The organism is Lutibacter sp., assembly GCF_040883305.1.
Taxonomy (GTDB): Bacteria; Bacteroidota; Bacteroidia; order Flavobacteriales; family Flavobacteriaceae; genus Lutibacter.
In genome coordinates this window covers 1-12439 of the sequence record NZ_JBFLKT010000131.1, presented here as the reverse complement: position 1 = coordinate 12439, position 12439 = coordinate 1, and the positions used below count along the sequence as shown (strand labels likewise).

Sequence of the window (12439 nt, the reverse complement as noted above, 5' to 3'; positions counted from 1 at the left end):
CTAACTTAAATAGATGATAGCGTGTGACATTAAGAATAAAAAAGCTCTTATATTTCTATAAGAGCTTGATATTCAGTGTGACCTCGACAGGATTCAATCCTGTAACCTCTTGAGCCGTAATCAAGTGCGCTATTCAGTTGCGCCACGAGGCCTTTTTGCGGGTGCAAATATAGTACTTTTTAATTATTTACAAACTATTTTTTGTAACAAAATAACGCCAACCAATAATTGCTAGCTGCCACTTTTTAGCATTTGCCATATCCAATCTTTTTTTTGTAAAACTAGGAAATAAAACCTTATTCATTTTAGCAACCAATTTAAAAAGTTGTTTTTTCATAATGCAAAAGTACATAAAAAAGAAATCCCACAAAATAGTGGGAAAGCTTCTTAGTTGATTTTTAAATGAATTTAAAACTTCTTTAGCATAAATCCTCTAAAAATAGTTGTTTTAATAATGCTTTATAGGTTAAATAAATAATTAATAATAGACATTATTAAAGCTGTTAAAAATACAAAAATTGATAGCATAAATCTTTATTTTAAGGTTAATAAATGGTGTGTGGATTAATTGTTAAAAGAAGATATGAAGATTATTAAGTTACTTGCAACAATTTACAACACTATTTATATAAATACCTTTCAATTATAAACTAGAATATGCTTTTAGTTTATCATTTTTATTCTATTACTACAAATTAGTTTCAATTAACAATTAATATTTAGATATTAAAACAATTTTGTAAGTAAGTAAAGCTACTTTTTCAACCCAAACTTAAATGTTAAGGGGTTTATATGATCTCAAGTTACCAAAAGAATGATTTCAATTTTTTTAATAAAAAAAAACCTCTTTTCTAAAACTTAGAAAAGAGGTTTTAAAACTTGCGCTAAATTATTCTTTCAGTGTAATTACTATAACACCATTTTTACCTTTTTCTCCATATTTTTCAATAGCAGCTTCACCTTTTAAAACATTTACTGCTTTAATAGTGTTTGGTTCTATACTTTCCATTTCTTTTGCCGTAATTTCTTTTTTATCTAAAACATACAACGGTTGTTCCTTTGAAGAGTTGAACTTAATTATCTTTTGTGATTTTACAACTTTGTCTTTTTTCCCTTTTTCATCACTTTTAATAATATAGACATGTTCACTTGCATCTATTGCTTCATCTGAGTCATCTTCTAAAATTAACGTTGTTTTTTCATCATCATCAGAAATAAAAACACTGTTCACTTTAACCTTATAATCTTCTTTGTTGTCTCCTATTTCAATTACTTCCACTTCCAAATGGTTATCATCATCTTTATGTAAAATAATCACGTTGCCGTTTACTGAAATCGTGTCGTTATCCTTTTTGGAAACCCAGACATTTTTCTTTTCTTTAATTTTCCCAATGTTTTTTTTATGCATAAAATGGATATCTTCTTCCACTTCTTCAATGGCGTCTCCAATATTAATTTTATCAATTTCAGAATTATAAGAAATAATTATAGGTGAAATAGGCTCATCACTTTTTCTCATAAAAACCGTTGAATTCGATTTATATTTTGAAGTTATTTTAATTGCAATAATCTCATTTTTACTATTCCTTTTTATGCCTTTAAACAAAATATCTGCATCAAATTCCTTTTTAAAAAAAGCTGCTTCCTTTTTTAACGTTTCATCCTTAGAATCCTTATCCAATTGTAATTTAACTTCAAGTTTATCTACGTTTTCAATCTTCAAAAGTTTTTTTTCCTGAGCTATTGTTTTAGTATTAAAAACTGCGATAAAAGCAACTAAAACAGGAACTAATAATGCGAATTTCCACTGTTTTTTATTTTGATATTGATTTTTTTGTAACATAATAATACGTTTTTTAATTAATGAATTGTAAAAATTGTTTGTTATTTCCGGACAATAGTTTGTATAGCAAGTTTTTAATAATGTAATTTGATATTGTTTTTTATTTTCTGCAAATTCTAATGCAAATCTATCTGCTAAAAACTCTAAGTTTTGTTGTACAGCCTTTTTATAAAGCCAAACAAACGGATTAAACCATAAACATATTACCAATAAATGTGTTAAAATAGTATCAACCGAGTGCCATTGGGCTGCATGTGCTTTTTCATGATTAATTATAAGTAAAAGTTCATTTTCTGAAAATTGATTTTTATTGTAAATAATTATATTGAAAAATGAAAATGGTGAAGTGTTCTTAGTTGTTTCAACAAAATAATAGGCTCCCATTTTTCTTAAAGTGTGTGTTCTAATTAAACGAATTAAGGATGCTATTTGAATGAAAAATTTAATACTAAAGAAAAGTACACCTAGCCCATAAACCCCAATTAAAATTTGTGTCCAGTCTATTTTATAAATTTCAACAGCATTGTTTAAATTTCCTTCACTTAAAGCTAAAGAATTAACCGTTGAAGTTATTGCATCTACATAAATTGGTATTTCTATTAATGGCAGCATTAGTGCAATTATAAGTCCGACTAAAAAATAATATCGAATAGATTTAAAGTAGGGCTCCTTTTGTAATACAAATTGATAAAACAACAAGAGTATTACCACCAAACCACTTGATTTTAAAAGAAAGTCCATACCTAATCTTTTTTATTTTCAATAATTTTAATAATCTCTTTTAATTCTTCAACACTTATTTTTTCTTCTTTAGCAAAAAATGAAACCACATTTTTATAAGAATTTTCAAAATAATTATTAATTGCGTTAGAAAAATATTTTTTTCTATAATCTTCTTTTGAAATATTTGGAGCATACCTATGCGTATTACCGAAAGTTTCGTGTTTAACAAAACCTTTGTCTTCCATTTTTCTAATTACTGTAGAAACAGTATTGTAATGCGGTTTTGGCTTTGGTAAATCTGCTACAACATCCTTTACGAAGGCTTTTTCAAGCTTCCATAAAACTTGCATAATTTCTTCTTCTTTGTTGGTGAGTTTTTCCATTTATAATTAATTTGAAATCAAATATAAACTATTTTTATAGTTACACAACTAAAAAAATAGTTATTTAACTAAACTTTAAGTTTTGAAATTTTTAAAACTTCATTTAATACGATTATAATTCTATTATATTTGCACAAATATTTTTTTATGAATTTACTGTTTATAGCAATTGGCTTGGTTTTATTAATTCTAGGAGGAAATTGGCTGTTAAAATCTGCTGTGGGCTTTTCTTTAAGGTTGCAAATACCAAAAATTATAATTGGTATGACAGTTGTTTCATTTGCTACTTCCGCGCCAGAATTAATTGTAAGTATCAAATCTGCTTTAGATGGCCATGCTGATCTTGCATTAGGAAATGTAATTGGTTCAAATATTGCTAATTTAGGATTAGTGCTAGCCATAACTATTTTAATTTCAACAATTAGCGTTGAAAAGAGTTTTTACAAAACCGATTGGCCAGTTATGATTATAGCATCATTCTTACTTTACGGCTTTATTGCTTTTGACGGTGTTTTGGTTAGGTATGAAGGTGTTATTTTATTCTCCATGCTAATTGTATTTCTAATATATTTATTAAGGTTTCAAAAAAAACCTGCTGTTGTTGATGAATTACCTGAAGATGATGTAGAATTACAGCTCTATAAAAATGTATTATTTTTAACAATTGGAGGTGTTGCTCTTTGGGGTGGTTCTGAATTATTAATTGAAGGTGCTATTGGCATGGCAACTAAATTTAATGTTAGCGAGCGTGTAATTGGAATTACAATTGTATCTATTGGTACAAGTATTCCGGAATTAGCTGCTTCTGTTATTGCAATATTAAAAAAGGAAAAAGCAATCTCTTTAGGAAATTTAATAGGATCCAATGTCTTTAATATTTTAGCTGTTTTAGGTTTGACTTCTATAATTACACCTATTACAGTAAAGGATCAAGGATTATTAACTAGTGATATTTATTGGATGCTTGGTATTTCATTATTAATTTTCCCTTTAGTATTTGCGCCAGTTAGAATGAAATTAAGTTGGAAAGAAGGTCTTATTTTAATTGCTTTATATGGTGGTTTTATTTATAAAATGATTGCTTAGAAATAGCAAAAAACACAGTATTTAACTATTTAAGAATGAAGCCGATGGGTACAGTATTTATCTTATAAAAAGATAGCTTTGCTTTATTTACAATAAAGCAAAGCTATTTAGCACAATATTTTTTATCTTAAAACTAGTCGTTATTACAAATAAAATATTAGAAAAAGTATTGGAAATAAAATCCCTAATGCAGCATAAATACCACCTCTTCCTGTAATTCCTTTTTTACCTTTTACCATAAAAAAGGAGGTAATTGCAAATAATATTAGAGCTCCTGCAAAAATATCTGAAAACCACATCCAAATTTTGTTTGGATTGTAATGAAGATAATTTACCTCATAAAAAACTGGTCGCTTTTTCAAATATTCAGCATACCCCTTTCCATTACTTACATTTACTACAATGGAAGAGCCACCTTTTAAAAATATTTTTAATTGATTTTCGTTTCTATAATAGTGTTTTTTATAATTTTCTCGTTTATCTACTTCATCTAATAATTTTAATACATTTTCTTTAATAGTATTACTTTTTTCTAAATTAATAGCTGTAGAAAAGTTATTAACTTCAACAGAATAATTAGGGTTCCAATCACTCATATGATTTAAAGCAATACCCGATAAGCCATAAATTAAAGTAGTTCCAATAAAAAAATAGCCAATATCTCTATGAAGTATCCTACTCCATTTACGCAATTGTTTCATCTAACAATATTTATTCTGTAACTACAGCTACTTCCTTGTGTGAAACATATTGTAAGGAATAATTCGAAATATGATCAATTCCTTCCTTTTTCATTTTATCTCTGTATTCTTGAAGGTGTTTCTTTTTGGTATTAAATTGCTCATCGTTTGAAGCTCCTTCGGAATGACTTTTAATATTATCTTCTTCCATTTTTAAAAGATACCCTTCATCTATTCTTTCTTCTAGAACAACTCCAACTAATTTAATTTCACTTCCCATTAAAGCTTCATCAAAGCGTTCGTCAGAAACTACATGAGCATCGCCTTCATCAGTTACTAATAAAATCTTTTTTCCACCATGTTTACAAACGTGGTCAACAATACCAGTTACTTGAATCTCTTTTCCTATAAATTCACCAGCTTTTGTGCCAAATTCACCTAATGTTACCATTGGAGTTTCTATAACTTCCACAGTTTTTTCTTCATTTTGGACTTCTACTTTTTTATCTGATTTACAAGAAAAAGTAAAGATACCAACTGCCAATACTAATAAAATTTTTTTCATTCCTATATTTTTTGAATTAATTAAGCGTATTTGAAAATACGACCACTAATTTAAAATTGTTTAATATTAAATTATATGATTAAAATCAGTATAAGTAAAATAGTTGTGTTACTTAAGTTGCTTTATAAGGTTAATTTACAGCAGTTTAACTTATTGCAAATAAAAAAACCACCTTTATTTTAGAAAAGACGGTTTTAAAGTTGTTCAAAAAAAATTACTACATTTAGCTACATAGCTGGTAAATCACCATCTCCTTTTGTAGGCAAATTACTATAACCCGTCAAAAATTCATCAACTTTCCTAGCAGCTTCTCTTCCTTCTGAAATTGCCCAAACTATTAAACTTTGACCTCTACGCATATCTCCTGCTGTAAATATATTAGGAATATTAGTTTGGTAATCTTTGGTAGTTGCTTTGTAATTACTTCTAAAATCGGTTTCAATTCCCAATTGATCACTTAAAGTAGCTTCTGGTCCCGTAAAACCTAAAGCTAATAAAGCTAAGTCACAAGGCCATGTTTTTTCAGTTCCTTCAATTTCAATTAATTCTGGTCTTTGACCTGGAACCATTTTCCATTCTACATTTATAGTTTTTAAAGCTGTTAATTCACCTTTTTCGTTTGTAATAAATTCCTTTGTATTAATTAGCCAGTTTCTATCGCAACCTTCTTTATGTGAAGAAGATGTTTTTAACTGTAAAGGCCAATAAGGCCAAGGTGTAGAAGGACTTCTTTGACCAGGAGGTTTTGGCATAATTTCAAAATTTGTTACAGATTTTGCTCCGTGACGATTTGAAGTTCCAACACAATCTGAACCTGTATCTCCACCTCCAATTACAATTACATTTTTATCCGTAGCGAATACTTGATCTTTTATTTTTTCACCAAAAACAACTTTAGTTTGTTGGGTTAAAAAATCCATAGCTTGCACAACATCTTTATGATCTCCACCTTTAATTGGCAAACCTCTTTTTTGAGAAGCTCCACCGCATAAAACAATGGCATCAAAGTTTTTCAACTTTTCAACAGAATAATTAACACCAACATGAACATTGGTTTTAAATACTATACCTTCTTTTTGAAGAATGTCTATTCTTCGATCTATAATCCCTTTTTCTAGTTTAAAATTAGGAATTCCATAACGTAATAAACCACCCACTCTATCATCTCTTTCAAAAACAGTTACGTTATGTCCTGCTCTGTTTAATTGCTGAGCAGCTGCTAATCCTGCCGGGCCTGAACCTACAACAGCAATTTTTTTATCAGTCCTTTTATTTGGAATTTGAGGAAGTATCCAACCTTCTTTAAATGCTCTTTCAACAATACTTTTTTCAATATTTTCTATTGAAACAGGATCGTCAATGATACCTAACACACAGGCTTGCTCGCACGGAGCAGGACATAACCTTCCTGTAAATTCAGGAAAATTATTTGTTGAATGTAATATCCAAGAAGCTTTTTTCCATTCACCTTGATGTACCATATGGTTAAAATCTGGAATTAAATTCCCAAGTGGACAACCACTATGACAAAATGGAATTCCGCAATCCATACATCTTGATCCTTGTTTTGTAATTTCAGCCTGGTCTAATGGTTGTGTAAACTCGCTATAATGAGTTACACGTTCTTTAACTGGCTTATATGTTTCGTCTTTTCTTTCGAATTCTTTAAATCCTGTTACTTTTCCCATAATTCTTATGCTGTTAATTCTTCAACCATTGGTTCTTCAGTTTCTAAACGTTTTAATGCACGTTTATATTCAATAGGCATAACTTTTACAAAGTTGCCTAAACTGTTTTCCCAATCTTTTAATAATTCTTTACCTCTGGTACTGTTTGTATATAATACGTGTTTTTCAATAAGAGCTTTTAATTCAGCAGCATCTTCTTTTTCTATTTGCTCAAACTCAATAGTTTCTGTATTACACAACCCGTTTGTAAATGTATCTTTTGGATTGTAAACATAAGCAATACCACCGCTCATACCAGCAGCAAAATTTCTACCAGTACCACCTAATACAACAACTTTACCCCCTGTCATATATTCACAACAGTGATCACCAACTCCTTCTACAACAGCTGTTGCTCCAGAGTTTCTAACTGCAAAACGTTCTCCTGCGATACCGTTTATATAAGCTTCACCCTTAACAGCACCAAATAAACAAACGTTACCAATTATAATATTGTCTTCAGCTATAAAATCAGCTTTTTCAGGTTTTTTAATGATTAGTTTTGCTCCAGATAAACCTTTTCCTAAATAATCATTTGTATTTCCATCTATCGTAAAGGTTAATCCTGACGCTCCAAATGCCCCAAAACTTTGCCCGGCGGATCCTGTAAAGTTTATATTTAAAGTATCTTCAGGCAACCCTAAATGACCATATATTTTAGATATTTCGTTACTTACAATTGCACCTGTAGAACGATTTATATTTGTTATTGGATAATTTAAAATAGTTTTTTCTTTTCTATAAATTGCTCTATGTGAATCTTTTAACAATTTAAAATCTAAAACATTTTCTAATTCGTGATCTTGTTTTTCAGTATTTTTTAAAGGCATTTTACTATAACCTTTTGGTCTGTATAAAATTGAAGATAAATCTAAACCTTTTGCCTTATAATGTTTAATTGCCTTATTTGAATCAATTTTTTGAGTTTGACCAATCATTTCATCCATTGTTCTAAAACCAAGTTGTGCCATAATTGCTCTTAACTCTTCTGCAACATAATAGAAGAAATTAATTACGTGTTCTGGTGTACCTTTAAAGTTTTTACGCAATTCTTTATCTTGAGTTGCAATACCAACAGGACAGGTATTTAAATGACATTTACGCATCATAATACATCCAGAAGCAACTAAAGGAGCAGTTGCAAAACCAAATTCTTCAGCACCTAAAAGTGCAGCTATGGCAACATCTCGACCAGTCTTTAATTGTCCGTCACATTCTACAACAATTCTACTTCTTAAATTGTTTAAAACTAAGGTTTGTTGTGCTTCGGCCAAACCTAATTCCCAAGGTAAACCTGCGTGTTTTAATGATGTTAATGGAGAAGCCCCAGTTCCACCATCGTAACCCGCAATTAAAACCACATCTGCTTTTGCTTTTGCAACACCAGCTGCAATGGTACCAACTCCAACTTCTGAAACTAATTTCACATTAATTCGAGCTTCTCTATTGGCATTTTTCAGATCAAAAATTAATTGAGCTAAATCTTCAATTGAATAAATATCGTGATGCGGAGGAGGAGAAATTAACCCAACAAAAGGAGTTGAATTTCTTGCTTCTGCAATCCATGGTAAGACTTTTTCACCAGGTAATTGACCACCTTCACCAGGTTTAGCTCCTTGCGCCATTTTAATCTGAATCTCTTCAGCATTTGTTAAATAATGCGAAGTAACTCCAAAACGACCTGAAGCTACCTGCTTAATAGCAGAGTTTCTACTGTCACCATTAATATCTTTTTGAAAACGTCTTCTATCCTCTCCTCCTTCACCTGAATTGGATTTCCCTCCAATACGATTCATTGCAATAGCAAGATTTTCGTGCGCTTCTCTGGAAATTGAGCCATAAGACATTGCTCCAGTTTTAAAACGTTTTACAATATCAGTCCAAGGTTCAACTTCATCAATTGAAATAGGATCGTAATTATTAAACTCGAACAAACCTCTAATTGTCATTAAATGTTCCGATTGTTCGTTTACAGCTTTAGCATACACATTATAACTATCCTGATCGCTTAATCGAACCGCTTGCTGTAATTTAGCAACGGTAGTTGGATTAAACATATGTCTTTCTCCGCCTCTTCTCCAACGATAATGACCTCCAATATTTAAACCTAACCTGTTCTTTATAAGTGTTTTAGGATATGCATAATTGTAACGCGCAGAAATTTCTTTTTCAATTTCATACAAACCAACACCTTCAATTCTCGAAGCTGTAAAAGGGAAATATTTTTCAACAAATTTAGAGTTGAAACCAACAATTTCAAAAATTTGCGAACCTCGGTAAGAATGTAATGTCGAGATTCCAATTTTATTCATGATTTTTAAAATTCCTTTACCAATTGCTTTGTTAAAATTATCAACAGCTTTTTGTTCATCCAATCCTGTTATAAAACCTTCTTTTACTTGTAAACGAATAATTTCATTAACCATATACGGATTAATGGCACTTGCTCCATAACCAAATAAAGTTGCAAATTGATGTGGTTCACGTGGTTCAGCAGATTCAATTACAATATCAAAATAAGAACGTTTGCGCAACCTATTTAATTCGTGATGTACAAAAGAACAAGCCAATAACGCCGGAATAGGAGCCATTTCTTCATTCGCACCTCTATCGGATAAAATAATTATATTATTTCTAGCATCTACAGCTTTAGAAACTTGCTTAATTATAGCTTCTAAAGCATCTTCTAAGCCATTAACCCCTTTCTCTTTTTGGTATAACATTGCTATGGTAATAGCTTTAAAATCTCTACCAATTTTAATATTTCTTATTTTTTCTAAATCATTGTTTGAAATCACAGGATTTTGAATCCTCAATTTTTTACATTGCCGTTTAGTAATACTGAAAATATTTCTGTCTTTTCCCAAAGCAAGACTAATATCTGTAACAATTTCTTCTCTAATTCCATCTAATGGTGGATTGGTAACTTGAGCGAATAATTGTTTAAAATAATTAGAAATAAGCTGTGGTCGGTCTGATAAAACAGCTAAAGGTGTATCGATCCCCATAGATCCTAAAGCTTCTTTACCTTTTTGAGCCATTGGTGTTATTACCTCTTGAATATCTTCAATAGTATAATTGTATAAACGAGAACGCGTTTTAATATCTAAGGTTTCAATTGGACAATCTTCGTTTGTGTTAGGAACATCTTTTAAGTCAATTCTTGTTTCATCTAACCATTCTTTATAAGGTCTTTCAGAAACAATTTTTGCTTTTATTTCTTCATCATTAATAATTCTTCCTTCATTCATATCAACCAAGAACATTTTTCCTGGTTCTAATCTACCATGTTTTTCAACATCTTCTGGAGCAATATCAACAACTCCAATTTCCGAAGACATAATTAATTTTCCACTTTTGGTAACGGTATATCTTGAAGGTCGCAACCCATTTCTATCTAACAATGCGCCAATATAATCACCATCAGTAAAAGGAACTGATGCTGGTCCATCCCAAGGTTCCATTAAACAGGCGTTGTATTCATAAAAAGCTTTACGTTCATCAGACATAGTTTCATGTTTCTCCCAAGCTTCAGGAATGAGCATCATCATAACTTCTGGCAAAGATCTTCCGCTTAAAGAAAGTAATTCAACAACCATATCCATAGATGCAGAATCCGATTTTCCTGGTAAAATAATAGGAAATAATCTATCTATATCGTCTCCAAAGAGTTTGCTTCTCATAATTTCTTCTCGCACGCGCATTCTACTAACATTACCTCTTAACGTATTAATTTCTCCATTCTGACACATAAATCTAAAAGGTTGTGCTAACTCCCAAGAAGGCATTGTGTTTGTTGAAAAACGTTGATGAACAAGGGCAAGTCTGGTTACCAAATCTGGCTGTTGTAAATCGGTATAATAAGGACCAATATCTTCTGGCATTATGATACCTTTATATATTAAGGTAGTGTTTGATAAACTTGAAACGTAAAAATAGGAAGCTTCGGACATTTTAGAAGCCGCAATTGTATGTTCTGCTATTTTACGAGCAGCATACAACTTTGCTTTAAAATTAAGTTCTTTTATAATAGTGCCTTTACCAATAAAAACTTGTTCTATAGTTGGTTCAGAATTTAAAGCTATTTCACCCAGCTGTGAGGAATCAACGGGAACACTTCTCCATCCTAATATTTTTAATCCTTGGTTTATAAGTTCTTGTTCAAATGTTTCTTTACAAAACCTATATTGATTGTTGTTTTTAGGGAAAAATACCATTCCTACAGCATAGTCTCTTTGCTTCGGTAACTCAAAATCACAAACTCTTTGAAAATACTTATGTGGAATATCAATTAATAGACCAGCGCCATCTCCAGTTTTACCATCTGAGCTCACTCCTCCACGATGTTCAAGTTTAACTAAAATCTCAAGTGCATCATGTATAATTTGATTTGTTTTTTGTCCTTTTAAATTACAAATAAAACCAGCTCCACAGTTCTCATGTTCAAATTCTGGCAAGTATAATCCTTGTTTTATCATATAAAAAATTATTATTATCGAATAGTTACAAAAATAGACAAAAAAGGCTTTTAAATATTTTATATATACGAAAACGTTGTAATTATCATAATAAAACAAATCAAACGTTGAAAATAATTAAAATCACTTTTTAAGCTTTAAATATTAAGAAATTGTTAAGTTTAATTTTCTTTATAATGAAGTAAATTTTATAAAAACGTCAGGTTTGTGTTTTTACCTTCATTTAAATTTAAAAAAAATAAAAATTTTAAAATTTGAAATATTACGCTAAAAAGGTATATTTATGCAAAATTAATATATATGAACATTGAATGCTGCCCAAATTGTGGTTCTAAAAGTTATGTTAAGAGCGGAATAGTAAAAGAAAGACAACGTTATAAGTGTAAAAAGTGCAACTATTATTTTACCGTAAATAAAATTGGTAAACAAATAGACTCTTATTATGTAAATAAAGCTTTACAATTATATTTGGAAGGGTTAAGTTATAGAGAAATTGAGCGTATTTTAGGAATTTCGCACGTAAGCATTATTAATTGGGTAAAAAAATATAATATCAAACGTCCTTATAGCTTTGAATATCATTCAACTTACAAAATTTTAAATGCTCAGGAATTGGCAAAATACTTTTCTGAAAACAAAAACTTAATTGGTGCTGGAGTTATTGTTACTGAGTTAGGTGATAAATATATGCTAATAAGATGGGAGCGTTTTAAAGATTAGCTATACTAGTTAACATAAATATATATTTAATTTTATTTAAAACCTATTTCTTTTCATATTGTAAGGGTTAAAAATTATTTTTTTAATACTCTAATAAATTAACCAAACTTATATTTATGAAAAAACAACTATTGGTATTGTTAATAGCATCAATTGCATTAACAAACTTAGGTTACAGTCAGTCCGATGGGGCAGACAAAAAATTTGGTATTAATTGGAGTGGCTTTGTAAAGG

General features: G+C 30.0%; 9 protein-coding genes and 1 tRNA gene. 2 read left to right on the top strand and 8 right to left on the bottom strand.

Going from position 1 to position 12439, the window contains the following annotated elements; all coding sequences use genetic code 11:
* Window positions 1-78: 78 nt before the first annotated feature.
* From AB1Z17_RS04135 to AB1Z17_RS04120, 4 genes are all read right to left on the bottom strand, one after another.
* Window positions 79-152, bottom strand: a tRNA-Arg gene (locus AB1Z17_RS04135).
* 35 nt (window positions 153-187) lie between these two features.
* Entirely contained in the window at window positions 188-337 is a 150-nt protein-coding gene (locus tag AB1Z17_RS04130; protein WP_368050529.1) for an SsrA-binding protein, read from the bottom strand.
* 552 nt (window positions 338-889) lie between these two features.
* Entirely contained in the window at window positions 890-2455 is a 1566-nt protein-coding gene (locus AB1Z17_RS04125; RefSeq protein WP_368050528.1) for a M56 family metallopeptidase, read from the bottom strand.
* A 131-nt stretch (window positions 2456-2586) separates the two neighbouring features.
* Complete coding sequence (locus AB1Z17_RS04120) at window positions 2587-2949, bottom strand: BlaI/MecI/CopY family transcriptional regulator (RefSeq protein WP_368050527.1); 363 nt, start codon at window positions 2947-2949, stop codon at window positions 2587-2589.
* 147 nt (window positions 2950-3096) lie between these two features.
* On the opposite strand from AB1Z17_RS04120, the gene AB1Z17_RS04115 reads away from it, so the two are divergent.
* Window positions 3097-4035, top strand: coding sequence for a calcium/sodium antiporter (locus AB1Z17_RS04115; RefSeq protein WP_368050526.1), 939 nt, complete (start codon window positions 3097-3099; stop codon window positions 4033-4035).
* Between the two features lie 143 nt (window positions 4036-4178).
* Here AB1Z17_RS04115 and AB1Z17_RS04110 read toward each other — a convergent pair whose 3' ends face one another.
* The 4 genes from AB1Z17_RS04110 to gltB all read right to left on the bottom strand — a co-directional run bounded on the left by AB1Z17_RS04110 (window position 4179) and on the right by gltB (window position 11485).
* Window positions 4179-4736, bottom strand: coding sequence for a PepSY-associated TM helix domain-containing protein (locus AB1Z17_RS04110; RefSeq protein WP_368050525.1), 558 nt, complete (start codon window positions 4734-4736; stop codon window positions 4179-4181).
* 10 nt (window positions 4737-4746) lie between these two features.
* On the bottom strand, window positions 4747-5280 hold the full coding sequence (locus AB1Z17_RS04105; RefSeq protein ID WP_368050524.1) for a hypothetical protein: 534 nt from the start codon (window positions 5278-5280) through the stop codon (window positions 4747-4749).
* 227 nt (window positions 5281-5507) lie between these two features.
* Window positions 5508-6968, bottom strand: coding sequence for a glutamate synthase subunit beta (locus tag AB1Z17_RS04100; protein WP_368050523.1), 1461 nt, complete (start codon window positions 6966-6968; stop codon window positions 5508-5510).
* A gap of 5 nt (window positions 6969-6973) precedes the next feature.
* Complete coding sequence (gene gltB, locus AB1Z17_RS04095) at window positions 6974-11485, bottom strand: glutamate synthase large subunit (RefSeq protein WP_368050522.1); 4512 nt, start codon at window positions 11483-11485, stop codon at window positions 6974-6976.
* Between the two features lie 300 nt (window positions 11486-11785).
* Between gltB and AB1Z17_RS04090 the strand changes: the two genes are divergently transcribed.
* The gene (locus tag AB1Z17_RS04090) at window positions 11786-12205 is read left to right on the top strand and encodes a hypothetical protein (RefSeq protein ID WP_368050521.1); all 420 of its coding nucleotides are present in this window, start codon (window positions 11786-11788) and stop codon (window positions 12203-12205) included.
* Window positions 12206-12439: the final 234 nt, after the last annotated feature.

Bases quoted from the DNA above. Each gene is read 5' to 3' on its own strand.
- gltB (WP_368050522.1), bottom strand. From the start codon at position 11,485: ATGATAAAACAAGGATTATACTTGCCAGAATTTGAACATGAGAACTGT.
- AB1Z17_RS04120 (WP_368050527.1), bottom strand. From the start codon at position 2,949: ATGGAAAAACTCACCAACAAAGAAGAAGAAATTATGCAAGTTTTATGG.
- AB1Z17_RS04130 (WP_368050529.1), bottom strand. From the start codon at position 337: ATGAAAAAACAACTTTTTAAATTGGTTGCTAAAATGAATAAGGTTTTA.
- AB1Z17_RS04105 (WP_368050524.1), bottom strand. From the start codon at position 5,280: ATGAAAAAAATTTTATTAGTATTGGCAGTTGGTATCTTTACTTTTTCT.
- AB1Z17_RS04110 (WP_368050525.1), bottom strand. From the start codon at position 4,736: ATGAAACAATTGCGTAAATGGAGTAGGATACTTCATAGAGATATTGGC.
- AB1Z17_RS04125 (WP_368050528.1), bottom strand. From the start codon at position 2,455: ATGCTGCCATTAATAGAAATACCAATTTATGTAGATGCAATAACTTCA.
- AB1Z17_RS04100 (WP_368050523.1), bottom strand. From the start codon at position 6,968: ATGGGAAAAGTAACAGGATTTAAAGAATTCGAAAGAAAAGACGAAACA.
- AB1Z17_RS04115 (WP_368050526.1), top strand. From the start codon at position 3,097: ATGAATTTACTGTTTATAGCAATTGGCTTGGTTTTATTAATTCTAGGA.
- AB1Z17_RS04090 (WP_368050521.1), top strand. From the start codon at position 11,786: ATGAACATTGAATGCTGCCCAAATTGTGGTTCTAAAAGTTATGTTAAG.